At 45.4% G+C, this 25,040-nt stretch carries 19 protein-coding genes and 1 riboswitch; of the genes, 2 read left to right on the forward strand and 17 right to left on the reverse strand.

What is annotated here, in order from left to right; genetic code table 11:
- Positions 1-185: 185 nt before the first annotated feature.
- From RDQ32_RS02340 to RDQ32_RS02375, 8 genes are all read right to left on the reverse strand, one after another.
- Positions 186-2,564 carry an ABC transporter permease gene (locus RDQ32_RS02340; RefSeq protein WP_308578978.1) on the reverse strand — a complete coding sequence of 793 codons (2,379 nt, stop codon included), beginning with the start codon at positions 2,562-2,564 and terminating at the stop codon, positions 186-188.
- A 53-nt stretch (positions 2,565-2,617) separates the two neighbouring features.
- A complete protein-coding gene (locus RDQ32_RS02345) occupies positions 2,618-3,271 on the reverse strand; it encodes an ABC transporter ATP-binding protein (RefSeq protein ID WP_007157439.1) in 654 nt (217 codons plus the stop codon).
- Positions 3,268-4,989, reverse strand: a complete 1,722-nt coding sequence (locus tag RDQ32_RS02350) for a zinc ribbon domain-containing protein (RefSeq protein WP_007157440.1) — start codon at positions 4,987-4,989, stop codon at positions 3,268-3,270. Before RDQ32_RS02350 ends, RDQ32_RS02345 begins: the two co-directional genes overlap by 4 nt.
- 124 nt (positions 4,990-5,113) lie before the next feature.
- Complete coding sequence (cls, locus tag RDQ32_RS02355) at positions 5,114-6,670, reverse strand: cardiolipin synthase (protein ID WP_308578981.1); 1,557 nt, start codon at positions 6,668-6,670, stop codon at positions 5,114-5,116.
- Between the two features lie 194 nt (positions 6,671-6,864).
- Positions 6,865-7,872, reverse strand: coding sequence for an aldo/keto reductase (locus tag RDQ32_RS02360; protein ID WP_308578982.1), 1,008 nt, complete (start codon positions 7,870-7,872; stop codon positions 6,865-6,867).
- Positions 7,873-7,892: 20 nt separating this feature from the next.
- A complete protein-coding gene (locus RDQ32_RS02365; protein WP_308578983.1) occupies positions 7,893-9,305 on the reverse strand; it encodes a 6-phosphofructokinase in 1,413 nt (470 codons plus the stop codon).
- 174 nt (positions 9,306-9,479) lie between these two features.
- Positions 9,480-10,076 carry an RNHCP domain-containing protein gene (locus RDQ32_RS02370; protein WP_007157444.1) on the reverse strand — a complete coding sequence of 199 codons (597 nt, stop codon included), beginning with the start codon at positions 10,074-10,076 and terminating at the stop codon, positions 9,480-9,482.
- A 127-nt stretch (positions 10,077-10,203) separates the two neighbouring features.
- On the reverse strand, positions 10,204-10,824 hold the full coding sequence (locus tag RDQ32_RS02375) for an RluA family pseudouridine synthase (RefSeq protein ID WP_007157445.1): 621 nt from the start codon (positions 10,822-10,824) through the stop codon (positions 10,204-10,206).
- Between the two features lie 173 nt (positions 10,825-10,997).
- On the opposite strand from RDQ32_RS02375, the gene RDQ32_RS02380 reads away from it, so the two are divergent.
- Together RDQ32_RS02380 and RDQ32_RS02385 are read left to right on the forward strand one after the other, a co-directional pair.
- Positions 10,998-11,921: a class I SAM-dependent methyltransferase gene (locus RDQ32_RS02380; protein ID WP_308578985.1), complete on the forward strand. Its 924-nt coding sequence runs from the start codon at positions 10,998-11,000 to the stop codon at positions 11,919-11,921.
- A 138-nt stretch (positions 11,922-12,059) separates the two neighbouring features.
- Positions 12,060-13,277, forward strand: coding sequence for a cell wall-binding protein (locus tag RDQ32_RS02385; protein WP_308578986.1), 1,218 nt, complete (start codon positions 12,060-12,062; stop codon positions 13,275-13,277).
- A 419-nt stretch (positions 13,278-13,696) separates the two neighbouring features.
- On the opposite strand, the gene RDQ32_RS02390 is transcribed toward RDQ32_RS02385, so the two are convergent.
- The 9 genes from RDQ32_RS02390 to purD all read right to left on the reverse strand — a co-directional run bounded on the left by RDQ32_RS02390 (position 13,697) and on the right by purD (position 24,944).
- Complete coding sequence (locus RDQ32_RS02390; protein ID WP_183684733.1) at positions 13,697-14,248, reverse strand: energy-coupled thiamine transporter ThiT; 552 nt, start codon at positions 14,246-14,248, stop codon at positions 13,697-13,699.
- A 34-nt stretch (positions 14,249-14,282) separates the two neighbouring features.
- Positions 14,283-14,377: riboswitch (TPP riboswitch) on the reverse strand.
- Positions 14,378-14,531: 154 nt separating this feature from the next.
- Positions 14,532-15,635, reverse strand: a complete 1,104-nt coding sequence (locus RDQ32_RS02395) for an acyltransferase (RefSeq protein ID WP_308578987.1) — start codon at positions 15,633-15,635, stop codon at positions 14,532-14,534.
- A complete protein-coding gene (locus RDQ32_RS02400; protein WP_183684731.1) occupies positions 15,625-16,851 on the reverse strand; it encodes a ribose-phosphate pyrophosphokinase in 1,227 nt (408 codons plus the stop codon). Before RDQ32_RS02400 ends, RDQ32_RS02395 begins: the two co-directional genes overlap by 11 nt.
- Before the next feature lie 756 nt (positions 16,852-17,607).
- Positions 17,608-18,564: an ATP-binding protein gene (locus tag RDQ32_RS02405; protein WP_308578988.1), complete on the reverse strand. Its 957-nt coding sequence runs from the start codon at positions 18,562-18,564 to the stop codon at positions 17,608-17,610.
- A 14-nt stretch (positions 18,565-18,578) separates the two neighbouring features.
- Complete coding sequence (locus RDQ32_RS02410) at positions 18,579-19,424, reverse strand: DnaD domain protein (RefSeq protein WP_308578989.1); 846 nt, start codon at positions 19,422-19,424, stop codon at positions 18,579-18,581.
- Between the two features lie 363 nt (positions 19,425-19,787).
- Positions 19,788-21,188 carry a UDP-N-acetylmuramate--L-alanine ligase gene (gene murC / locus RDQ32_RS02415; RefSeq protein WP_308578990.1) on the reverse strand — a complete coding sequence of 467 codons (1,401 nt, stop codon included), beginning with the start codon at positions 21,186-21,188 and terminating at the stop codon, positions 19,788-19,790.
- 124 nt (positions 21,189-21,312) lie between these two features.
- Positions 21,313-21,810 (reverse strand): QueT transporter family protein, encoded by a 498-nt coding sequence (locus RDQ32_RS02420; protein ID WP_308578991.1) that lies wholly within the window; start codon positions 21,808-21,810, stop codon positions 21,313-21,315.
- Positions 21,811-22,132: 322 nt separating this feature from the next.
- The gene (gene guaB, locus RDQ32_RS02425) at positions 22,133-23,596 is read right to left on the reverse strand and encodes an IMP dehydrogenase (protein ID WP_308578992.1); all 1,464 of its coding nucleotides are present in this window, start codon (positions 23,594-23,596) and stop codon (positions 22,133-22,135) included.
- 103 nt (positions 23,597-23,699) lie between these two features.
- A complete protein-coding gene (purD, locus tag RDQ32_RS02430) occupies positions 23,700-24,944 on the reverse strand; it encodes a phosphoribosylamine--glycine ligase (RefSeq protein ID WP_308578993.1) in 1,245 nt (414 codons plus the stop codon).
- Positions 24,945-25,040: the final 96 nt, after the last annotated feature.

The following is a 25,040-nucleotide window of genomic DNA, read 5'->3' on the forward strand; positions in this document are numbered from 1 at the left end:
AAGTTAGTACTGTTACGAAGGCGAGGTTAGCGGGAGCGTGCCCCGATTACAGACCCATACTGCATCAGAGCGCATCGTTACAAATAATACAGTCCTTCACTGCGCAGGGCGAGGCTTAGCGAGAGCGCACCCCGAATTCAGACCTATATTGCTTAGAAAATTTTTTGATTTTTGTACCGACCCTTTTATAAGAGTAAGACACTGAATAGTACCAGCATTCCCATCGGGAGGGGCTGTCCTTCCATTCCCATTTGATAAATTCCTATGGGGGAGAGGTAGGGAATAAAGCTTGGGATATTGCTTAAGGAGGAAAAGTCTATAAAGCTTCCACCCAGGAAGCTGAATAGAAGGCCAAGGCTTAAGGACAGACCTCCTGCCATTTCCGCTCCAAATACGGAGTAGGATAGCCTTCTGGCAAAGCTGTAAAGGAAGAAGGAAAATCCCAGAGTACATAGTAGCGGAAGGAGCAAATTCTTGTAGAGTACTGCAAGGCGGAGACCTCCTTCTTTTTCTATTCCCAAAATAGTTCTGCCTTCCAGCACAAGGAAAAATCCCAAGCTCAAAAGGCCGAAGAGCAGAATGCCGCTGAGATGGTATCGTATTCTTCCGGCGGGATAGGTTCTGCTTCTTTGGAAGACCCTTTTTTCTTCTTCTCTTCCCAATGCCGTTCCTAAGGAAAAAAGGAAGAAGTACAGCACAAAGCCTAATACGGCTTCCCTCTTGGGTTGGAACAGGCTTCTGCCCCTTTCTCCCTTCAGCTCTTGAATCTGATACAGGGGTTCTGTTCTCTTACTCTTTACAATGGACTCTTCTATAGCTTCTTTTTCCGTTTCGTTAAGGCTTCTTCCTAAAAGACTTTCCCCATAGGCAAGAGCACTCTTCTCCATACGAAGGGTACTGCTGAGAGCAGCTACAATTTCCCGAATTCCCATTTCTGCCAGAGAGTCCGCACTGCTTTCGTAATGTAGGCTTCCTCTTCCCTCCGTATCTCCGGTAAATCCCTCTTTAATCCAAAGTACCCCCTCTACACTGCCCTCCAAAAGAGCCTTTTTCGCTTCCTGATTTTCCACGACTTCCACTTGAAGTCCCTTTTCCTGCTGCAGCTCCTGAATTAATTCTTCACTCCAGGCGCCCTGATCTTCCCGTACCAGCATAAGCGAAAGCTTTTCCTTTCCCCCAACCCGAGAATAGGCAAAAAGAGAAAGAAGGAAAAGAACAAGCAAAAGGAAACCCCTGCCGCCACCTAAGAGGAGGGAAAAGCGAAGGGAAAGTAAAGAGCAGGGAAAAGGCAGGGCAGACTTTTCGTATGATTTGTATTGTCCATCTTGTCTCTTGGATTCTCTCTGGAGCTTTCGGGAAAATGCTTTTTGCTTAAAAAATGTTTTAAGCTTAAAATATATTCCTGAAAGTATTCCTAAGGCAAGGGCCAAGGCATCCCATAAAAGCAGGGGAAGAGCAGTAGACAGTAAAGTAGAGAAGGAAAGCCCTCTCCGGACTCCCTCCAAGACCATTCGATTCACGGTAATAGGAGAAAGACGCTTCACAAGCTCCGGTGCATTGCTCTCTCCGAACAGCTTTCCGGTATAGAGAATTCCCAAAAAGAGCAGGGAAAAGGATAGTAATTTTGCCGTGCTTTCCTCTCCCATAATTCGAAACAATTGATAGAAGAAAAAGAAGAAGCTCAAGAGCTCAACACAGAGGATGAAAGCTATCGGTATCAGTTGTTCCGGAGGAAGGTCTAAAGACTTTTGCAGAGCAAATAAGCATAGAAGCAAAAGGGGCAGGGCGGAAAGAAATAAAAAGAAGAGCTTAGAAAGGAAAAAGCCTCTTCCTCCCAGCAGAGCAAATCGCTGGGGAATGCCCTTCTTTTCTTCTTCCGGCACCGAAAAAACGGAAGACAGAGCACAAAAGGCCAATAGGAAGAAAAAAATAAAGGAAAAGATGCGAAGGGAAAGTGCCTTCTCCACTTGGCTACTCTGCCCCTCCTCATCAAAGACAAGCTGTCGCTTTAAAACAGCCGTAAGCAATCTTTCCGAAGCATGCTCATAGAGGCTTTCTTCCTCTTGTTTGGAAAGACTTTCTCCATATAGGGCATGAAAAACCCCTTTACTGATTTCCTGTTCCTTCTCCATAATTTCCATAATGGAGGTGAAAATGCTTTGGAACAGGAGACTTTCCGTAGGCCGATTGGCATTTAAGCTTAAGTCTACCGGCTCCCCCTCAAAGCGATAGGCGGTATAAAAGAAATCCTTGGGGATTCGTAAAATGCCTACTACTCCCTCTTGGAAGGCCTTTTCCCTGCCTTCCTGTCCGATTTCCCCCTCTTCCTTGATAACGGTAGAAAACAGCTCCACCTTCTCCATTTCCCGAATCAGGGTTTTGGACATAATGGTTTGATCTTCATCAATCACCATCACCGGAAAGGCCTGCATTTGACTGCTTTGTCCTTGAAAGAAAAAGGCAAAAAGGGGAAAAAGGAGCAGGGGAAAGAGCAAAATAAACAGTCCTCCTTTTCGGAGAAATAACCTTCCGTCCTTCCAAATGGCCGCAAAAAATCCCTTCATTCTCTTCTCCCCTTAGTCCTTTTCTATCTTCACCCCTTAGTCTTGGGATGACTTCAATCCGATGATATACACTTCTCCCTTAGTTTTCCCTGTTCCAAGGTCAAAATTCTATCCGCCAGATCCTCCAGCTCTCCTCTTCCGTGGCTGATGAGCAGCATCCCCGTGCCCTGCTGCTTCATTTTCAAAAGCAGGTCTCGAATCCTGTGATAGGATTCCTCATCACAGCCTACGGTGGGCTCATCCAAAAGCAAAATGCTTGGACGAAGCATGAGAGCCGATGCCAAATGCACCCGGCGCTTCATTCCCCCGGACAGGGCGGACAGCTTTTCCCGGCTTTTTTGAGAAAGTCCCAACTCCTCCAGAAGCCAGTTCCCTCTGGTTTTTAAAAGCCTCCCCGGTATTCCCTGAATTTTTCCGTAAAAAATCAAATTTTCCAAAGCCGTTAGACTGTCATAGAGGGACAGGTCCTGGGGCAGATAGGAAAGGCCCTTTCGAACCTCCTTAGGCATCCGGATTTCTCCCTCCTGATAAGGAAGCAGACCGGCAATAGCCTTTAAAAGGCTGCTTTTTCCGGCGCCGTTTTCTCCGCGAATCCCTACGATTTCTCCTTTGAATAGGGAAAGAGAGAGCCCCTGTAATATGGCGCTCTCTCCTCTATGATACCTAAGGCCTAAGTTGTTTACCTCACAAAGGCTCTCCTTCATCATCCTGCAAGTTCTCCCTGTAAAGTAGCTGCAACCTTCACCAAACCATTTCCAATGGTCTCGCTCAGCTTTTCAAAATCCTCCTGGCTGTAGTTGGAAATATCCACTTCCTCTTCCTTCGGAAGGGTAGCTGTACCGGTTTTGGTGGTGTTCAGATTAATCTTCGCACTGCTAAAGGGCATTTGGTATTTCTCTAAGCCTTCTACCACAATCTCGTGATTGCTGCTGTCCTTCTCTCCGTCAGAAACTGTAAGGGTAAACTTCGCTCCCATTCCCATAGGATCATGTACGATATAGGTTCCGTAAGGCATTAAAGCGGAATGCTTGGTGGTATCAATCTTATACTCCAAAGCCTTCACATCCAGAACACCGTTTCCGCCGGAAATACTTCCTTCCAGCATCTTATCCTTTACACTATAGCTGTTCTTTAAGTACATATTCTCGGAGCTGGAGCTTACAACATTGATCTGCTCGGTAACCGTCTTGCCCTTCTTGGCAATCTCCAGAGAGAAGGAATCGTCCTTTGTGGAAAGCAGAACCTGTCTTAAATCTCCGTCAACAACCGCAATCTGCCACTGGAATTCATTGTCCGCCATCTCCTTAGCGGTATCCGCAGCATTATCACGAATCTCCTTTGCCAACTCACTAAGCTGATCCTTTGGAGTTTCTGCATCTCCCATGCCTAAAGCGCTGTCCCAGGTGCTGGTCGCATAAACATCCTCTAAAAGAGACTCTAAATCGCTGTCCTTTTCTACCGTATCTGCCAGCTTCTCGTAGAAATTCTTTAAATCTTCCTCTGTGGGCTTAAATACGTAAACCTCTCCGGTATACTTCTCCTTCAGATTCTCTAAGGTGAACTCCTTCTTTTCTACCGTTAAGTTATCCTTATTCATGCTGCCGACAAGGAGATCTCCGTACTTCTTGGAAATCTCTACCAGACGCTTTCTGTTCTCTGCAGACTTCTTTAAATCCGGAGCCACAATATCCTGCTCAGTGAGATTCTTCATAATGGTCTTTAAATCTCCCCGATAGTAGTGCTCATCCGCTACAGGAATCGCAAAACCGATCTTTCCGTCACGATAATCCGCAAAGCCTTCCACTACGTCTGTACCCATGATCTTGGCACTTAAATTCACGATAAAGGAATTCTTCTCCGCATCCATGTCATACTTTAACTGAATCTGAGAATCCTTCAGATACTTATTCATTTCGTCACTGCCTTCGATTTCTCCGGTAAGGGTCATATCGGAAGACTGCTTTAAATCCTCGTTAATAAAGCCTAAGGCCACCATGGCATCCATCTTATCCTGGAGATACTTCTCCTGATAATGAAGGAACTTCTGCTCTGTGCTTAAAGCCACGCCACCGGAAAGTAACTTCTTTCCAAAGGCAAAAAAGCCTGCGCAAAGAAGAATAATTACGGCAACGACAGGGATTAAAAGCTTCATGCCCTTCTTTCCCGCAGGAGCCTCCTCTAAAGTCTGTGCATAGGAATAGCTTGCCTGGGGCTCTACAGGAGCAGCTTCTGTAGCTGTTGCAGCACTTACTGCATGATCAGCATTCGCTCCAAGCTCACTACTTTCTGCTGCAGCGCTTGTTTCAGCACCGGTAGCACCTGCCTCAGCGCTTACAGTTTCTGCGCCTTCCAGCTTTTCTCCGCAGTGCTCACAAAACTTCTCCTCGTCTTGGACTTCCTGTCCACAATTCGGACAATTTTTCATTCTGTTTCCTCCCTTTGTCTTCAATTGTCGATTGAACAGGCTTATTTTAACATATTCATAGAAATAAATCTTTTAAAATATATTAAATTTTTAAGGGGGTAGTCTGAAAGTTTGCATTCTAAAATCATAGTAAGGGTGCAATCAGTCTCAAAGCGCCCTGTTTCATTCTGGTGAAAAGGCTTCGATTATGCCCCTTATCCGGGCTGACTTCCGTAGAAGTACGGAAAAGCTCATGGAAATCGTCCGCAATATCAAAGATACAGGGACTTTCATACAGTAGAACTCCATTTTCAAAATGATGGTAGAAGGAACGATAATCCAAATTAAAGGTTCCCACCGCCGCCATAACATGGTCTACCAAAATCTGCTTGGAATGCATAAAGCCCGGAGTATATTCATAAATTCTGACTCCTGCCCGCAGGAGCCGAGGATAGTAAGACCGGCTGATGGCATAAACAAAGGCCTTGTCCGGGATTCCCGGAAGGACAATCCGCACATCTACCCCTCGCTTTGCCGCAAGACACAAAGCCCTGCTCATCTCATCGGTAATAATCAGATAGGGAGTTGTTATGTAAATGCTTTCCGTGGCGGACTGAATCATATTCAGATAGACGTCCTCACCCAAGGGAAGGCCGTCAGTGGGCGCATAGGCATAGGGCGCGCAATAGCCCTGACCGGTATAACGATCCCAGTGTCTCGGCAAATAATTGTAAAGCCCCCGCACAGGACTATCGTCCATGGCATGCCACATCTCCAGGAAAAGCAGGGTTAAAGTACCTACCGCCTCTCCCCGCAGTCGAATGCCCGTATCCTTCCAATAGCCGTAGGGAGAATGAATATTAAAATATTCATCCGCCAGATTATAGCCTCCGGTAAAACCTATCTGGCCGTCCACAACGGTAATCTTTCTATGGTCTCGGTTATTCATGAAAAGATTCACCATGGGGACAATGGGGTTAAAGATACGACACTGAATGCCCCACTCTTCCAGTTCCTGCACAAACTTCGGATCAATGAAGCCGATGGAACCTACATCATCATAGAAGAGGCGAACCTCCACTCCTTCCTCCGCCTTTTTGCGGAGAATCTCCTTGATTTCTCCAAAGGACTGTCGATCCTCTATGGCATGGTATTCCATGAAAATAAACTTCTTTGCCTGGGAAAGGGCTTCCAACTGTGCCTCCAAGCCCAAAGAAGCTTCCTTATAAAATACAACCTCCGTGTTTCGATACACCGGGAATTTCCCGCCCCGCTCCAGATAAGCAAACTGATTTCCCACTGATTTATTTTCTTTTTTCAGCTGATCTGAAATCAAATGAGACTGATCCAGATAGGGGAAGAGCATGGCATCCGCCGCTTCGATTCTCTTCCGCATGGTTTTTGTAAATCCTGAGCCGTATACCAAAAAATACAAGAGCATTCCCAAAATCGGAAAAGCCATAATCATAAAAATCCAGGTCATCTTAATAGAGGCATTGGTTCGCTTGGCAAATACCCCCAAAACCATGACAATAGAAACGACTCTGGCAAAAATGGACGCCCAAAGGTAACTTTCCGTCAAATAGTACAGAAAGAACCAAAACCATATAATTTGTAAAATCACTGCCAGTATTACGAAAAGCAGGCGACCGACACTATTTTTTCTGTCCTCTTTGTGAAGGACCTTTCCCCGTTTGGGCATTTTTATTCTCCTTATTTCCAGAAAAATCAATATTTTTTCAAAACAACCCTGAGTTTTTCGCCGTTCCTTCGTTTCTTCTCCTGAACTTTAAATTCTAATAAAAAAAAAGAGGAAAGTCCAGCTTTCTCTCTTTTCTTCTTCGAACTGCACAATTTTTTCGTTTTTCGTGCCCTTTTTCTCCCGATTTTCTCCGATTACAGGGCTGTAGCCACCCGAATAGCTTCTTCCTCTTCCGCCGTAAAGCAGGTGTTTTCCAGCGCTTTCACATTTTCCCAAAGCTGTTCCTTCTTGCTTACCCCCACCAAAACAGAGGTAGTGGACTTGTCCCGCAGCACCCAGGATAAAGCCATTTCCGAAAGACTCTGTCCTCTTTCCCCGGCAATCTTTAAAAGCTTTGCAAGCATCTGCCGTTTTTCCTCGGTAAAGTCCTCTTTATGCAAATACCTTCCGTCCTTTATCATACGAGAATCTTCAGGAATCCCCTCCACATAGCGGTTGGAAAGGAGCCCCTGCGCTAAAGGACTAAAGCAAATAAGCCCCATGCCTTCTTCTTTAGCGGCAGCCTTTAAGCCATTTCCCTCCACCTTTCTATCCAAGATGGAATAACGGTTTTGGTTAATTACCAAGGGAAGCCGTATTTCCTTCGCAATCTCCACAGCCTTCTTCATGGTTTCTCCGTCATAGTTGGAAATTCCCGCATAAATCGCCTTGCCGGACTGCACAATCTGCAGCAATGCCAACATAGTCTCCATCAAAGGGGTATCCGGATCCATACGATGGTGATAGAAAATATCCACGTAATCCAACCGCATCCGTTTCAAGGAAGCGTCACAGCTGGTAAGCAAATACTTTCGGGAACCGCCGTTTCCATAGGGCCCCTCCCACATATCATAGCCCGCCTTGGTACTGATTAAGAGTTCCTCCCGATAAGGGCGAAAATCTCTTTGGTACAGAATACCGAAATTTCGCTCCGCCTCTCCATAGGGGGGACCGTAATTGTTGGCTAAATCAAAATGGGTGATGCCTAAGTCGAAGGCCTCCCTAAGAATATCCTGCATCTGCTCCTGAGAATTCCGTTCTCCGAAGTTATGCCAAAGCCCCAGAGAAATAGCCGGAAGATACAGTCCGGATTCCCCCGCCTTTCGATATTCCATGCCATCATAACGATTTTTATTGGCTACATAAGTTTTTCTAATATCCATCTCATACCTCCCGAGGCAAGTTATTTTCCGGACTTCTCAAAAAAAGAAATATATTGAGGAAGGCCATCCACAAAATCACAGCTGTATTCCCCTAAAATCAAGGGGCGAAGATAGTCTAAGGCCTCCTCTTCCAAACTGTGTCCGTCCTTTCTAATCCAAGAAAGGGGAATCTTCTTCTCCCTATTGGCCACCTCGGAAAGAGGAACCGCGGAATATTCTACAGCATACCCGCTTCCCGCTTTGCAGGATTTCCCGGCATTGGAATTCTCCGAATCCTTCTTTCCGAAAGACTTTTCAAAAGAGTTCTCTCCGGATAGCTTTCTCCGAAGAGAAGACATTTTCCCGTTTTCTCCCAATACTGCCAGTTCCACTGCCTGTGCTCCCAATAAAAAGGACTCTTCCACATCGGTTTTAGAAAGCAAATGTCCGGCACAGCGCTGTAAAAGATTAAACTCGATGCTTCTGGTTTTCACCGACATTTTCTCTAAAATCATCTGCTCCAGTACCCCTCCCGCTCCTCCGGCAATGCTGTGTCCAAAGGCATCTTTGTTCCCTTCCTCTCGACCGTAAGTATAAAGGAATTTTCCGTTACTGTCCTTAATGCCCTCCGAAACTGCTACCATCACCTGGTCGGACTGCTGAAGAGCTTTCTCTACGTCCTTTTGGAACTGCTCCTTGGAAAAGCTCTGCTCCTCCAGATAAATAAGATAAGGAATACTTCCTTTTTCTGCGGAAAGAGCTGCGGCGGCGGTAAGCCAGCCTGCATTTCTTCCCATCATTTCCACAATCATTACATATTTGGTGTCATAAACCAGACACTCCCGCTCCAGCTCCAAAAGAGAGGCTGCAATATACTTGGCGGAGGAACCGAAGCCGGGACAATGGTCGATTCCTTCCAAGTCGTTATCTATGGTTTTGGGTACCCCCACCACCACGATGTCCTCCCCCTGTTCCTTGCAGTAGGCGGACAGCTTCCAGGCGGTATCCATGGAATCATTTCCTCCGATATAGAGAAAATAGCCTATATTCCACGCCTTAAAAACGGATAAGAGCTCCTGAAACTCTCTTGGATCTTCCTGTGGATTTTTCAGTTTTAAGCGGCAGGAGCCCAGTGCCGCCGCAGGGGTCTGAGCCAGTCTGGAAAAATACGCCGCCTCCTGCCTTGTACTTCCTTTTACCAAGAGAAAGTCTCCAAAGGGAGAAAGAAGAATGCTCTCTTCCTCTTTTTTCGGAAAATGCTCTTCCATCTGCTTTTTGGCGCAGGCCTTCAGCTCCACAAATTCCTCTGAAAACACGCCGGCAATGCCATGCTGTGCCCCATAGATTTTATCGATCTTTTCCTCCTGCATAGCCTTCCAGATTACCCCGGAAAGACTGGCATTGATTACCGCAGTAGGTCCGCCGGACTGAGCCACCAAAAGATTCTTTTTCATAGTACTCCTATTCTACTTTAAGCCTCATCTCACTATACCGCTCTTGGCTATACCACGCTTTACTTCTCTTTGCTTTACTACACTACTCTTTACTACACTACTCTTTACTACAATTATCTTTACTACGCTATTCTTTATTCTGCTTCTCTTTACTTCACTGCTCTATGTTAAGCTTTATGGGCATTTGCCCTGCTTTCCCTTTTCTTCCAAAAAGTGAGACAGGAAGGACATGGGAAAGGGGGGGGAAGACAAGGGCTTCACCGCAAGCTGCATTAAAAGCAGAGGATTATCATCCGCCAAAGCCCGGTTTAAAGAGAGCTTTCCGCAGGACTTACAAAGGTGTAGAATGCTCCAATCCCCATCTCCCTTGGAGATTACCCCGATGGGCTCCATTTGTCCATGACAAGTAGCTTTCCGGTCTCCCGGCTCCTCATCCACATGGAGGCTATACAGGCAGTGGGGACAATGATTTCTATGCTGAGAACCTGCTCCCTCAGGATGAATTTCTTTTCCACAGTGGGCACAATGAAAGCTTTCAAGACAAGGCCTAAAGCGATAATCGATGGAGCTTGACTTCCCATCCTTCCCTAAGACGATTTCCTTCCGTGCTCCGCCATCCCTCTGCTCTTCCGTATCCTTACGGCCTCCGAGCTTCTTCCGTGCCTCGACACCCCTCTGCTCTACGGCCTCCTTCCTCTGTTCTTCCCCCGGATTTCTTCGGGAAGCTACAGGCTTCTTTTTCTTCTTTAAAGGCATATCTCCGTTCTGCATGACTCCTACTTTCTTTTTCTCTTCTTTTCTATTTTTCTCTTCTTAGCTATTTTCTCTTCTTTTCGTTTTTCCCCTTCATAGCTTTTGTATTTCAGGGAATGTCTCTGTGTTGGTTTTTCTTATAGTATTAGCTTTTAGACGCCATAACATTTTCAAAAATACTCCAGGGCTCTCCCTCAGGATTTTTTATCTCAAACCCTCTTTCCTCTCCCGTTTTCACATCCAAAAAAGAGAGTTGATAGCAGTGTAATCCCACTGTCCCCTTCTGCCGGGAGCCGTATTTTCCGTCTCCGTAAAGAGGAAAGCCCCGGCTTGCAAACTGGGCACGGATTTGATGAAAGCGTCCGGTTTCCAGCTCCACATCCAGAAGCATCCATTCCCCATTTTCCTCCAAAATCTTATAGCGGAGAATAGCTTCCTTTACGCCCTTTCGAAGGCTTTTCACCGGAAAACACTTCTGCTTTTTGCTGTCCTTATAGAGATAGTCCTGAAAACATCCCTCCTCCGGAAGAGCTTTTCCCTCTTCTCCCTTGGGTACCACGATATGATAACGTTTTTTGATTTTTTTCTCTGTAAGCTGCCTGGACAAAGCCGCCGCAGCCTCCTTATTTTTTCCGTACAATAAAAGACCGGAAGCCACCTTATCCAGGCGGTGGATGGGAAGGCAGTCCTTAGGAGCATCCTTTTCGCTATCCAGCCCTGCTTCCTTATAAAACACCAGGTAGTCTTTTGTTTCTTCGATAATCAAGCTTCCTCCTCGGGAATTTTCCCTATCCGGTCTGTACCGTCCCCTATTTTAACATAAATTTTCTATCCGAAAAGGGCGGCCTTGGGATTCTTTTCTTTTTCCGGCATTTCTTGTCATTTTCCTAAAAGAATGCTAGGATAAATGCCAGTTTGTCGGGCTTTTAAGGAGGAAAAATGTTTCTAGCAAAGAATTGGGTGGATTATGCCGTTTTGGACAGCTCTTCCGGTGAAAAATTAGAGCGTTGGGGAAAGTATATTTTGCGTAGACCGGACCCCCAGGTCATTTGGCAAAATCCGAAGAAAAATCCTCTGTGGAAAAAATGTAACGGCCACTACCACCGTTCCAAAGCCGGGGGAGGAGACTGGGAATTCTTCGACCTGCCCAAGCAGTGGAAGATTTCCTATGCCTTAAATGGAAATCCGGAGCAGAGCCTTGCTTTTCATTTAAAGCCCTTTGCCTTTAAGCATACCGGACTGTTTCCGGAGCAGGCAGCCAACTGGGATTGGTTTTCCGAAAAGATTGCAGAAGAAAAGAAGAGAAGACTGGAAAGAGGCGATAAAACCCCCATCAAAGTTTTAAACCTTTTTGCCTATACGGGAGGAGCCACCTTGGCCGCAGCAAAGGCCGGTGCGGAGCTGACCCATGTGGATGCCTCCAAAGGCATGGTGCAATGGGCCAAGGAAAATGCCGAGCTTTCCGGTCTTGCTTCCGCCCCCATCCGCTATCTGGTGGATGACTGTGTGAAATTTGTGGAGCGGGAAATTCGAAGAGGCAATCAGTACGACGGCATCATCATGGATCCCCCTTCCTACGGCAGAGGTCCCAAGGGAGAAATCTGGAAAATCGAAGACAGCATCTATCCCTTTTTACAGCTGAGCGAAAAGATTTTGAAAAAGGACGCCCTCTTTTTCCTCTTAAATTCCTACACCACCGGATTACAGCCGGGGGTTATGGCCTATATGCTGAAGGATTTGATTCAAAAAAGCCGTGGAGGCATCGTGGATTCCCAGGAAGTGGGCTTGCCCATTGCAGAAAGCAATCAGGTACTGCCCTGCGGTTGTTCCGCCAGATGGTTTCAAGGGGAAGAACGTTCTTAAACCGTAAGCTTTTTGTCCTTTTCGTTAGGAAAAATTCGTTGTTTTTCCTATGAGAAAAGGATAGTATTATAAAGAGAAGCTGAAATAATATATTTTTACCATCCTTTAAGGATTGCCTATAGAGATTTGGAGGACAAAATGAAGAAGAGAACCCTACCCTTCCTGCTTCTTGCAGGAATCGGCCTTTTTTCCGGCACCGCTTTCGCAGCCGGCTGGAATGTAAACAGCAGAGGACAGCAGGTTTATCAAAATGATAACGGTTCTGTGGTGCAAAACTCCTGGATTAAAATCAATCAGAACGGCCAGACCATTTGGTATTATGCCACAGAAGACGGAAGCCTTAAGCAGGACGGCTGGCTGAAATTACAGGATTCCTTCTACTATTTTGACGGAAACGGCATTATGCAGACCGGTTGGGTAAATGATGATAATTATTACTGCGACCCGAGTACCGGAAAGATGATTACCGGCTGGAAACAGCTTCCCCTTCCCTCCGGCGTTACCGCCGACGAAAATCGAAAGGGAAATAACGGAAACTACTGGTTCTATTTTAATCAAAGTACCGGAGAAAAGCTTCGCTCCAAGGACGGTCATGTTGCGGTAAAGACCTTGGACAATGCCTCCTACGGATTTGATGAAAACGGTATCATGGTTACCGGTTGGGCAGAGGTAAATGATGCCAATCCGGAAATTGCCGGCTATGTATTTTTCGCAGAGAAAAACGATAATAAATTCAAGATGGGACAGCGTTTAAGCGGCACCTGGTACTCCACCGTAGGCCCTGAGGGAAACAGCAGTAAGCTTTCCACAGGAGATGTGGAATGGTTCTATTTTAAAAATAACGGCCATCCCGCAGCCGGAAACGAAGGGGTGTACGAAGTCCAGAGAATCAACGATAAGCGCTATCTTTTCAATGAAAAGGGCAATCCCGTTTACGGCATCCAGAAGGGACGCACTGCTTCTAATGCTCCTGAAGGCTACTACTATTGCGGAGCCAACAAGGCGGACTGTTCCGTAAAAACCGGAAGAATGAATCTGGTGGACGGAGACGGAGACAACATCACCTGTTTCTTTGATCAAAACGGTCGAGGAGTCACCGGCATCAAACAGGATTACCTGTACTTTAACGGACGTCTCCAAAAGGCGGATCAGGGCTCCCGTTATCAGAAGGTTACCCTTCCCGGACAAAACAGAAGCTACGTGGTGAACGAATCCGGCAAAGTCATGAAGAATAAGACCAAATACCGTGACGGAAACGGCAATAAGTGGTCTGTCAATGCCAGCGGTGTGATTACCTTGGATGAGGGACTGGACAGCGTAGAGCTTCAATCTCCGAAGGTTACCGATCTGGATTAAACGAAAAAGGACTGTAAAATCAAAATAGATTTCTAAGCAATATAGGTCTGAAATTGGGGCACGCTCCCGCTAGCTTCGCCCTGCGCAGTGAAGGACTGCACTCATTATTAGAAGGCGCTCTGATACAGTGTGGGTCTATAATCGGGGCACGCTCTCGCTAAGCTCGCCCAACGGGTACAGTACTAACTTCAAGCTTCGCTTTGCTTGCTTTCAGTAAGTACTGACGGGCTCAGATTGCCCCTATTATAGACCCACACTGTATCAATCGCTTCAATTATTGATTTTTTTCAGTCCTTCACTTCGCCGGTCTTTCGCAAGTATCAAGCTCAGACTACCCCTTATTCAGACCTATATCGCCGAAAATCTCTTTTATTTTGATTTTACAGTTCCTTTTATAAGTTTTAATTCAGACTCGTAATCTATCGGGCATAAGCTCCTTCGGAAAGAAGCTGTCCCTTCATCCGGTACAGTCCTTTGTGTACCGCCGGAACCAAAAGTACCCCAAGGGTAAGAACCATTTCCACGGAAATATAGCTGATATTGTAGCTGAAGGAATACCAAATGGGATTCATGCCTTCCGGGGCATAGGAAGCGAAAAACAGTACGCCGGATAAGAAGGCGAAGAAAAAGCGTCCTAGACAAGCCACAATATAGCCGATAAAGAGGCCGTGCTTCTTTTGGGAAAATAAGCCGGATAAACCTAGGGCGGTAAAGGCTAAAACATAATCCGTAATAAACTGGGCAGGGCTATAAAAATAGGGCTTCAAAATGAAGCTCAGAGCTCCATAGGCCAAACCGGACAGGAATCCGTAAGTTCCGCCGAAGAAAAATCCCGGTAAAGTGGCAAAAAGCATGGAGCAGGCGGTAACCGATCCCCCCATCGGCAGGGAAAATAGATTAATCATTCCCAGTACCAAAGACATGGCTACACAAACTCCGGACAAAGCAATCTTTTTGGTGTTATTATGCATAAAAAAATCCTCCTATGCTGTCCAAAGGACAATGGAGGGCTCACTATAGCTTCCCTACGCTGGCATTATCCAGGTCAGGTTAAAGGGTTGGTTTTCACCTCTCAGCATACAGCGCCCCTAGCAACAGTACCAGTTTAGTCCGAATAGGATACTTCGTCAAGTTAAAGGATTTTTGCTATTTCATAAAAAATTCTAAAAACTTCTTTTTCCTATAGAGCCAAAGCATCCCTTTCCTATAGAGCCAAAACAGCTCTATTCTTTATATATTTCGGCTCTCGAAATACTACGAAGCTCTTCCTCCATTTAAAATTCTCCATAAAGGATTCGCATACTTTTGAAGAAGATAAGCTGTAGCTTGGGATAAAAGCAGACAGTAAATTGGGCTCAAACTATAAAAGCAAAAGAGCAAAGCCTCTCCCGCTTCCGGAAAAAAATGCTTTTGCAGCATAAACCAGAGTCGCAAAAAAAGATAATGTACTGCATAAAGATAAAAATTATGGTCCGCATACTTTTTTCCAAAGGCAAAAAAGCCCCTTTGGCAAAGAAGAAGCAGGAAAACTGCCGTACTGATACGGTAGAAAACCGTAGCCAAAAGCAAAAGCCCGATGGTCTTTCCCAAGATTGTATAGCCATAGCAAAGAAGGGCTGGGAGCGGGAGGAGAAAGGGGGAAAATGCAGATTTCTTCTTCGTATTTTCATAAGATACACTCTTCCCCTCCTCGGAAATGCCAAAGCCAAGCAATGCCAAATAAGCGCCAAAGCTATAGTAAAAAGCCGCATCCTCATTGAGATAGGGTATATCCAGACGAAAATACACCAAGCCAAGAAAGAAGAGGGGAAAAACGCCAAAAAGCAGGTTCCCCACCTTCGAAGAAAAACATTTTCGGAACAGAGAAAGACCTAAGGCAAAGAATGGACAGGCGTAGGTCAGAAGAATCAGCTGAAAAAAATACCAAAATACCGGCTGATAGCGATAAAGAAATATCCCCTCAAAAATCCCGTGAATACTAAAGTCTGCCTTTTGAAACAAAAGATAAAGGACAGTCATTCCGGTATTCCAGAAAAGATAGGGAAGGACATAGGAAAAAAAGCGTTTTCCAAGCTTCTCTCTCCATTGGGAAAGGCTCTGCAAATTCCGGAAAAACAGGTAGCCACTGACAAAGAAAAATCCGGGAACCGCTACCTGGCCTAAGAATTCCGAAAAGAAAAACTCCCATTTTTCCAAAAAAGAGCTCTCAAAAAAGGGTAGCCTTGCTACGCTCTGCAACTCTTCCACGGAAAAATGGGTGCTATGAACAAAAACCACCAAAAGGGATAATAAAAAACTATATTGGGGAAATATAGAAAGAAGGCTTGTTTCCAAGCCTCTCTTTTCTTTACATATCATCTTCCAACTCTAAGCTAAACTGCTCTGTCTGGGAAGCTCTGGCTTCCTTATATTCAGAAACTCTCTTATTGATTCTGCCCACCGGATCCAAAATAGAGGAAATGGAAATATCATGGTTCATATTATCAATGAGCAGGGCAATGTACTTCGCCATGCTTACATTGATATACCATTCTCTCTTTAGCAGCTCTTCCGGCTGATAAATCAGGTCTGTGGTCAAAACTCCCGCCAGAATTCCGGCTGCATAGGCTTCATCGAACTTGTTAAGACCGTTGGTAAATAAGCCGAAGGTACAGCAAGCATAAACTCGCTTTGCCTTTCTGTCCTTTAATGCCTTGGCTGTATCGATTAAAGACTCTCCGGAGGAAATCATATCATCGATGATGATAACGTCCTTTCCTTCCACATCCGTTCCCAAGAATTCATGAGCCACGATAGGGTTCCGTCCGTTCACCACCTGGGTATAGTCTCTTCTCTTATAGAACATACCCATATCTAAGCCTAAGACATTGGCATAATAAATGGCACGATTCATTCCGCCCTCATCCGGAGAAATAATCATCATATGATCCTTATCAATGTCCAAATCATTTACATTCATCAGAAGTGCCTTAACGAACTGGTAGGTGCAGGAAACATTGTCAAAGGAGTCTCTGGGAATGGCATTCATGACTCTGGGATCGTGAGCATCGAAGGTTAAGAAATTCTCCACACCCATTTCATGAAGCTCCTGCAGCATCATTGCACAGTCTAAAGACTCTCTTCCGGATCTCTTATGCTGTCTGGACTCATACATAAAAGGCATAATAACGTTGATTCGCTTAGCCTTTCCTGTGGTTGCCGCAATCAGTCTCTTTAAATCCGCATAGTGGTCGTCCGGAGACATGTGGTTCACGTGGCCGAAAATGGAATAAGTCATGGAGTAGTTCATCACATCCACCATCAAGTAAATGTCCACTCCTCGTACGGACTCCAGGATTTCTCCCTTTGCCTCTCCTGTTCCGAATCGGGAAATTCTTGTAGGAACAATATAATCCGATTTCTGATACCCTGAAAAGGCAAGAGTTTCCTTATGCTCACTTTCTCTCTTGGTTCTCCAGGTAACCAAGTAATCGTTTACCTTCTTTCCCAAGGGCTCAATGGACTTTAGCGGCATCAAAGCCAAAGGTCCTACCGGAATACGCTCAATGAACTGTGAAGTTCTGGAATCAGCCATGACTATTCTCCTTCCAAACATATAGACACTTACGGATTAAAAATACAGGAAAGCAAAGAAAAAGTCTATGCTCTTTTTTGCTTTTAGGAAAAAACTTTTGTCGAAGAGATTTTTGGAGTGTTCTTCGTAAAAGGGTTAACGCTTTTGCTCTTATGGCTTCGGAACAGGGGCACGCTCCCGCTAACCTCGCCTCGCAACGGATACTAAGCGAAAAACTGCAGTTCCCTTGTTTTTCGCAAGTACCGGCGGGCTCAGATTGCCCCTTATTCGAAGCCATAAGGCAAAAGCTACTGCTACTTTTACTTCGCCTCTCCACAAAATATCTCTTCGATGGAAAGTTAAGGGTGTGATGGAAAGAAGGGGCTGTAAAAATCAAAGTACTAAAGAGATTTTCGGCAATATAGGTCTGAACTTGGGGTAGTCTGAACCCGATACTTGCGAAATCCGGCGAAGTGAAGAACTGTAAAAATCAATAAGTGAAGCGAATAATGGAGTATGGGTCTATAATAGGGGCAATCTGAGCCCGTCAGTACTTACTGAAAGCAAGCAAAGCGAAGCTTGAAGTTAGTACTGTACCCGTTGGGCGAGCTTAGCGGGAGCGTGCCCCGATTGTAGACCCATACTACATTTGAGCGCATCTTTATGATAAATACAGTCTTTCAATACACAGGATTAAGCTAGCAAGAGCGTGCCCCAAGTTTAAACCTATATTGCTTAGAAAATTTTTTTAATTTTTTACAGCCCCTTCTGCTTTCCTTACAGTCTCTGGTCTTTCCCATATAAGGGGATGATCTCGTAGTCGGACATGAAGCGGGACACCACTCTGTCGGAGTAAGTCTCTCGCAATTCTTTAAAATTCAAATTTGTAGATATCAGCATGGTTTTTCGGTCCAATATCCGTTGATTCAGCAGGGCGAAAAAGCGGGAGGTGGTGAAGCTGTTGGAAAACTCCGTTCCCAAGTCATCTATCAGAATCACATCCACCTCTTCGATGTAGTCTTCCGTATCTTCTTCTCGCATCCTTTTGGAAAAATACTCAAAGAGTCCTGTGGCGGTAAAGTACAATACACTTACGCCTCTATCCAACAGGGCCTTGGCTATGGAGTGAAGAAAATAGGTTTTTCCGGTTCCGGTACTTCCGGTAAATAAAATGCTGCGGTTATTTTTCGGGTATTCTTCGCAGTAGTTTGTCAGATAGTCCCGAATCTCCTTAATATATTCCCGCAGGGTTTTGTTTCCGCACTGGCCCAGCTTCTCTATATTGTCGAAGCGCTCCAACTGGAACTTGGAGAAGTTTTCCCGTTCCAGCACCGCTCCCATACGGGACTGTCGGTACAGAAGCTCTCCCTGTAGCTTTAAAAAGCATTGGCATTTCTTCCCGTCCACATATCCGGTATCCTGACAAAGGGGACAAAAATGCTCTTCTTCCTCTAAATCCTGTATCTTATAACCCGCCCCTTCCAAAAGAGCTTTCTTTTCTTTATGCAGCTTTCCGATTTCTTCCTTTAGTCGAAGAAGTCCCTCACGATTTCCCTGCTGCATTTCTCCGGCAACGGATAAAGAGAAGGCTCTAACCTTCTCCTCCAGCTCTTCCAGTTCCGGAAGCTTACGGAATATCTCTTCCCTTTTCTCTAAATATCTTCTATGGGCTTCCAGCTGTCTTTCTGAAAGTATCCTCTGTATCTCCTGAACCTGTCCGTTATTCAGTGCCATGCTTTGCCTCTTCTCTACTTAGCGGTATGAAACTGTCCAAGTCGTTCTAAGTCCTTCTGCTTAGCCAAAGAATCATAGTCTACCTCTTCCTGACTGAAATTCAGGAAACGATTGCCCTTCTTTTCTCCGGAGGAGCTTCCGCCCTTTCCTTTCGAAGAAAATGTATTTCCGCCGGTCTTTCCGTCTCCGTTTCCTGCCTTCATGCCCTTAGCCATATCAAAATTCTTCACATGCTCTCTGGCTGCCCGAACATCTCGAATGCCCAACTCATGCCAGTCCACCGCCACCTTCTGCATATAGCGACAGTTGGTCTTTTGAAGGCTGCAACAGTAGTCTAAGAAAAATTCAATCAGCTCCGCATCCATTTCCAGAGATTGATACATATATTCAAAAAGCTGCACATGGGAAGGCGTTACCACAGGCATCAAATGCTTGGCTACAAACAAAATGCCGCCAAATTCTTCCTCATCGATTTCCCGCTTTTTTCCGTCCATTTCCTGTTTTTGCTCATCAAAAAAAGAAGTCCTTTCCATACGGCTCAGCCTCTCTTTCTGAGACAGCTTTTCCTCGGAAAGAAGAGCCGCCTCTTCCGACTGCAATTCCCGCTCCAAAGCTCTGGCCGTTCCCTCTTTTAATACCCCCTTTTTCTCCCAAAAAAGGATGGCTCTTTTCACGTCCTGGTCAGTTAAGCAAAGGGCCTCACCGATTTCCTTGCCCTTTAGCTTTTCTTTTTGATGGCGAAGCAAATACAGATACACCTTCACATAATCTCCATTGGCTTCGGCTACATATTCGTCTATAAATGCATTCGGAACACAAGTAATCTCCGCCTGGATTCCCTCTTGAAACTGTATCTCCATCTCTTCCCTTTCTCCCCTAAGTCGTCGGTGAGCAAATCATAACATAGGAGCTTTTTCAGTTCAAGAAGACTACTCCACAAGTTTATCCACAGGACTTATCCACAGCAATGTGGATAATGTGGGTTTCTTTTTTTATTTTCTTTAAAAGCTTGATTTTACTGGGTTTATCTATCCTTTTTTGAAGGATTTTCCCTCCGGTTATCCACAATTCTTAGGTGGATTTCCGGAAAATCAGGAAAGAAGAAAATAATTTTCTTTCCCCAAACTCCCCCGGCTTGAAAAAGATAAAAAAGAAGGTTTCCACCATTTGGGAAAAGAAAAAATTCCTTTTCTTCCACGATGAAAAACCTTCTTCAAAAAATTCTATTCTTCTCTCTCCGCACCTTCCAAAGAAAGTAAATCCTCTCCCACGTCTACAATATTTCCCGCACCCATGGTAATCAAAAGGTCTCCCTCCTTCACATGCTCCAAAATAAACTTCTCAATGGAAGGAAAATCCGGAATATAGTACACATTGGTGTTTTGAGAAAGCATTAGCTTCCGCAAATCATCCGAACTGATGCCTACGGTATTTTTCTCCCTGGCGGCGTAAATGTCTGCCAGAATAATCTCATCCGCCTGGGCCAAAGCTCCCGCAAAGTCCTCCATTAAGGCCTTCGTTCTGGAATAGGTATGGGGCTGAAAAACAATCCACAGCTTTCTATGAGGATACTTCTGTGCCGCCGCAATGGTTGCCGCAATCTCCTGGGGATGGTGGGCATAGTCATCAATAATGGTAAAGCCGTTAATCTTTCCCTTTCGCTGGAAACGACGATCCGTTCCGGAAAAACGATGCAGAGCCTCCTTGATATCCTCAAAGGAAATCCCCAAATATCTTGCCACCGCAATGGCAGACAGGGAATTGTAGATATTGTGCTCTCCGGTAACGGAAAGTGTCACCTTGCCTCTATCCTCTCCGTGCTCAAAGAGGGTAAAGCTGGGTCTTGCATAATGGTCATAAGAAATAAAATTCGCCGTATAATCCGCGTCCCCATGACCGAAGGTAATTATCTTCCGTCCGCCCAAATCCTCTAAAAAATACTCATAATGAGGAATATCCTTGTTGATGACCACCAGTCCATCCTCCGGCAATCTTTCGATAAAGGTCTTGAAGGAATCCCGAATCTCATTAATATCCTTGAAAAAGTCCAGATGGTCCGCTTCCACATTTAAAATCACCGCAATGCTGGGGAAGAAGGAGTGGAAGGAGTTGGTATACTCGCAGGCCTCTGCCAGGAAAATGTCGGATTGTCCCACCCGAAGATTTCCCCCGATATCCTTCATCATCCCCCCCACCGTAATAGTAGGATCCTTTGCCGCCTCCATCAGAATTTCTCCAATCATGGAAGTAGTGGTGGTTTTTCCATGGGTACCTGCCACATTGATGGCTGTAGCATAATTTTGCATGATGCGTCCCAGAAGATCTGCACGACTCATCATGGGGATGCCTCTGCGCTTTACCTCCTGAAACTCCTCATTGTCCTCGGAGATGGCGGCGGTATACACACAAAGCTCCACCCCATCCTGAATATTTTGACGGCTTTGGGGAACAAAGACCTTTATTCCCAAGCTTTCCAGGTGCTCTGTCAGAGGAGAAGTTTTGGCATCCGATCCGGTTACGGTAAAATGACGATCCAGCAGAATTTCCGCTAGGCCGCTCATGGAGATACCCCCTATTCCGATAAAGTGCACCCAAAGTGGTTTGTCAAAATGAATATCGTACATATTTCCTCCTAAAGCATTTCCTTACTACTGCTTAGTTGTTGAGCTCTCTACTTCCGTCCTATACCGTTACTTCTCTATCCTGCCAAGGAGAAGCTTTTCCTCCGGCAAAATACCGGCTTTTCTGTTAAACTCCTGCACCGAAAAGTACTTCCTTCCGACCTTCCAAAGCCAAAAGCAATGCATTTCCCAAAACACCTACCGCAATGACCTCTCCCAGTCCCACGGTAGCAAAGAGGAAGGGATAGCTGTCCGGTACCCCGTAAGCATACTGTAAAACGAAGGGCACAATGATGGCATTGGCCAGGATGGGCGGAACGCATACCAGGAACTTATTCTTGTTCCGAAGCTGATAGCTTAAGATTGCAGCAATCAGGGTAGCCAAGGTTCCGAAGATAACATCCGGCATGGCCGCTCCGGAAAAGAAGTTTCCTAAAAGACAGCCCACTGCCAAACCCGGAACAGCCGCAAAGCTGAAAAATGGCAAAATACAAAGGGCTTCCGCAATACGGAACTGAATCGCCCCGAAGCTGATGGGCTTAAAAATCAGCACTAAAGCCACATACACAGCGGCAATCAGCGCCGCCTGGGTTATCATCTTGGTTTTTTGATCTTGAAAATGCATAAATTCTCCTTTAGTTTTTTTTAGCGTGTGGAAGGTCTCGAACACACGGGTGAATAGTTACAATCCGTGAGATTTTAGCATAAAATCGACGTTCTTCATAGTTTTTATTTTCGTGATAGGAAAAAAGTACAAAAATAGGAGCTGTAAAAAATCAAAATAGTTTTCTATTTCTTATTTTGTTTTTTTACAGCCCCTATTTAAATAGACTCTCTTAAAGAAAATCTCTCTCCAATAGAATTCGGCTCAAATGAATTCTGCTGAAATAGAGTTCACTTTCCAAAGAATCTCACTTTATACAGAACTCTTTTTCAAAAAATTTCACCTATATAGAATCCGAAGAATAGTTCGGCGCTTCTTTTGTGATATGAATATCGTGGGGATGAGATTCCTTTAAGGATGCAGGAGAAATCTTCACAAACTCGGAGGTTTCCTGCAAGGTGGGAATGTCCTTTGCTCCGCAGTAGCCCATGCCGGCACGAAGGCCGCCGATAAACTGGAAGATGGTATCTTCCACCTTACCTTTGTAAGCCACTCTTCCTTCCACCCCCTCAGGCACCAGCTTCTTGGCCCCTGCCTGGAAGTAACGGTCTGAGGAACCGTTCTTCTCCTTCATGGCACCAATAGAGCCCATGCCGCGATAAACCTTATATTTTCTTCCCTGATAAAGCTCAAACTCACCGGGAGCTTCATCACAGCCCGCAAATACGGAGCCCATCATTACGGTGGAGCCGCCGGCAGCCAGCGCCTTCGCCACGTCTCCGGAATACTGAATTCCGCCGTCTGCAATAATCGGAATGCCGTATTCCCTGGCTACGGAATAGGCATCCATAATGGCGGAAATCTGGGGTACACCGATTCCGGCAACTACTCTTGTGGTACAGATGGAGCCGGGGCCGATACCAATCTTCACACAGTCCGCTCCCGCCTCAATCAGCGCTTTCGTAGCCTCTTTGGTAGCAACATTTCCGGCAATAAGGGGAAGGTCGGGATACTTGTCCTTCAGCAAACGAATACAGGAAATAACATTTTGAGAATGTCCATGGGCGGAATCCAAAACAATAACATCCACATGGGCCTTTAAAAGTTCTGCCGCTCGGTCCAATACATCCGTGGTAATGCCCAGAGCCGCACCGCATAGCAGTCTGCCCTGCTTATCCTTTGCCGCATTGGGATATTTGATTTGTTTCTCAATATCTTTGATGGTAATTAAGCCCTTTAAATTCCCCTCATCATCCACAATGGGGAGCTTTTCCACCTTTGCCCGAGCCAAAATGGACTTGGCCTCCTCCAAAGTTGTCCCTTCCTTTGCGGTAACCAGATTTTCAGAGGTCATGCAGGCGGAAATCGGACGATCAAAGTCCTCTTCAAAAACAAGATCACGGTTGGTAATGATGCCGATAAGCTTCTTTCCTTCCGTAATCGGCACACCGGAAATCTTAAACTTCGCCATTAAATCATTGGCATCCTTCAGGCTGTGATCCTTGGTAAGGGAAAAGGGATCGGTGATAACGCCATTTTCCGAACGCTTCACCATATCTACCTCTTCCGCCTGGGCAGAAATCGACATATTTTTATGGATAATGCCGATTCCTCCGCATCTTGCCATGCCGATGGCCATCTGATGCTCTGTAACGGTATCCATTCCCGCAGAAATAAAAGGAATGTTTAAACGAATCGTCTTCGTCAAATACGTGCTTAAATCCACCTCATTCGGCACAAGGTCTGAATAATGCGGAACCAGTAAAACATCGTCAAAGGTAATTCCTTCTCCTATAATTTTCGCCATATTTCCCTCTTTTCTTTAAATCAAACTGATGTAGTAAAAAACTTTTTTCTATCCAATAGTTTTTACTTATGCATAAGAGAAAACTATTTTTAACTCCTCTTTTCTATTCCACCGGAATTCCGATATCCTTCCGATAGCAGGCTCCCTCAAAATGGATTTCTCCGATATGGGCATAAATCTTCTCCCTACAGGCAGAAAGGCTGTCTGCCATGGTCGTAACGGAGAGAACCCTTCCTCCGTCGGAATAAGCTACGCCATCTTCCAGAACTGTATTGTTATGGTAGACAAAGACAGACGGATCGGTAATTTCTCCTGTAATCCGCTTATGCTTTTCATAGGCATGGGGATAGCCCTTCGAGGTCATGACCACCGTCATACAGGTTTTTTCCGACCACTGATAATCTTCCTCCCGAAGACTATGAGAAATCGCCTTATCCATAATACACAGCAAATCGCTCTCAAGACGAGGCAAAATCACCTCTGTCTCCGGATCTCCAAAGCGTACATTAAATTCCAGAATCTTCGGCTCTCCTCGTATAATCATAAATCCGATAAAAAGAATGCCGCTGTACTCCAGACCTTCCTGCTCCAGTCCATAGGATATCTTCTTAAGAACCTTTCCAATCTTTTCCTTTATTTCCGCAGTGAAAAGCTCGTTGGGAGAATAACAGCCCACCCCGCCGGTATTGTCTCCCAGGTCTCCGTCATAAATCCGTTTATAGTCTCTCGCCGATTCCAAAGGAAAAAGCTGATTTCCGGAAACCACGCAGAGAAGGGAAGCCTCTTTTCCATCCAGAAACTCTTCGATGACTACCTTCTTAGCCTCTTCTCCGAAAATCTTTTTCACAAAGAGCTCCTCTAAATACTGCTTTGCTTGCGCTAGCTCCTGAAAAATCCCGACTCCCTTTCCGGCGCATAGCCCATCCGCCTTAATCACAAGGGGATAGGAAAAGCCCTGCAAGGCCTCCACTGCCTCTTCAAAAGAATAAACCGTCTTGTATCGGGCGGTGGGCAGCGCATATTTTTCCAAGAAGCGCTTTGTAAAATCTTTGCTTCCCTCTAATTGGGCCGCCTTCTTTTTCGGGCCAAAGGCTTTTATACCTGCTTCTTCCAGTGCATCCACTATGCCTTCGCATAAGGGCTTTTCCGGGCCCACAACAACAAAGTCCACGTGCTCCTTTGCAAATTTTACGATTTCCTCATTATTCCCAAGGGAAAGATTTTCTGCATAGCGGGCTGTTCCCCCATTTCCCGGACAGCAATACAGCTTTTCACAAAGCGGACTTTCCTGTAATTTTTTGCAGAGTGCATCCTCCCGACCGCCATTTCCCACAACCAATACACGCATAGTGCAGCTCCCTTCCATTAACATACTATGAGATTTTCGTTTTTTGAAATCCGGGTTACAAGGAACCTTCATTTCTCAAACTCTTCATTCCACGAA

This window comes from uncultured Oribacterium sp., assembly GCF_902481605.1.
In the GTDB taxonomy this organism is placed as follows: domain Bacteria; phylum Bacillota; class Clostridia; order Lachnospirales; family Lachnospiraceae; genus Oribacterium; species Oribacterium sinus.

Coding starts and splice junctions, on each gene's coding strand:
- RDQ32_RS02340 (WP_308578978.1), bottom strand. CDS start 2,564: ATGAAGGGATTTTTTGCGGCCATTTGGAAGGACGGAAGGTTATTTCTC.
- RDQ32_RS02345 (WP_007157439.1), bottom strand. CDS start 3,271: ATGATGAAGGAGAGCCTTTGTGAGGTAAACAACTTAGGCCTTAGGTAT.
- RDQ32_RS02350 (WP_007157440.1), bottom strand. CDS start 4,989: ATGAAAAATTGTCCGAATTGTGGACAGGAAGTCCAAGACGAGGAGAAG.
- cls (WP_308578981.1), bottom strand. CDS start 6,670: ATGCCCAAACGGGGAAAGGTCCTTCACAAAGAGGACAGAAAAAATAGT.
- RDQ32_RS02360 (WP_308578982.1), bottom strand. CDS start 7,872: ATGGATATTAGAAAAACTTATGTAGCCAATAAAAATCGTTATGATGGC.
- RDQ32_RS02365 (WP_308578983.1), bottom strand. CDS start 9,305: ATGAAAAAGAATCTTTTGGTGGCTCAGTCCGGCGGACCTACTGCGGTA.
- RDQ32_RS02370 (WP_007157444.1), bottom strand. CDS start 10,076: ATGCAGAACGGAGATATGCCTTTAAAGAAGAAAAAGAAGCCTGTAGCT.
- RDQ32_RS02380 (WP_308578985.1), top strand. CDS start 10,998: ATGTTTCTAGCAAAGAATTGGGTGGATTATGCCGTTTTGGACAGCTCT.
- RDQ32_RS02385 (WP_308578986.1), top strand. CDS start 12,060: ATGAAGAAGAGAACCCTACCCTTCCTGCTTCTTGCAGGAATCGGCCTT.
- RDQ32_RS02390 (WP_183684733.1), bottom strand. CDS start 14,248: ATGCATAATAACACCAAAAAGATTGCTTTGTCCGGAGTTTGTGTAGCC.
- RDQ32_RS02395 (WP_308578987.1), bottom strand. CDS start 15,635: ATGATATGTAAAGAAAAGAGAGGCTTGGAAACAAGCCTTCTTTCTATA.
- RDQ32_RS02400 (WP_183684731.1), bottom strand. CDS start 16,851: ATGGCTGATTCCAGAACTTCACAGTTCATTGAGCGTATTCCGGTAGGA.
- RDQ32_RS02405 (WP_308578988.1), bottom strand. CDS start 18,564: ATGGCACTGAATAACGGACAGGTTCAGGAGATACAGAGGATACTTTCA.
- RDQ32_RS02410 (WP_308578989.1), bottom strand. CDS start 19,424: ATGGAGATACAGTTTCAAGAGGGAATCCAGGCGGAGATTACTTGTGTT.
- murC (WP_308578990.1), bottom strand. CDS start 21,188: ATGTACGATATTCATTTTGACAAACCACTTTGGGTGCACTTTATCGGA.
- RDQ32_RS02420 (WP_308578991.1), bottom strand. CDS start 21,810: ATGCATTTTCAAGATCAAAAAACCAAGATGATAACCCAGGCGGCGCTG.
- guaB (WP_308578992.1), bottom strand. CDS start 23,596: ATGGCGAAAATTATAGGAGAAGGAATTACCTTTGACGATGTTTTACTG.
- purD (WP_308578993.1), bottom strand. CDS start 24,944: ATGCGTGTATTGGTTGTGGGAAATGGCGGTCGGGAGGATGCACTCTGC.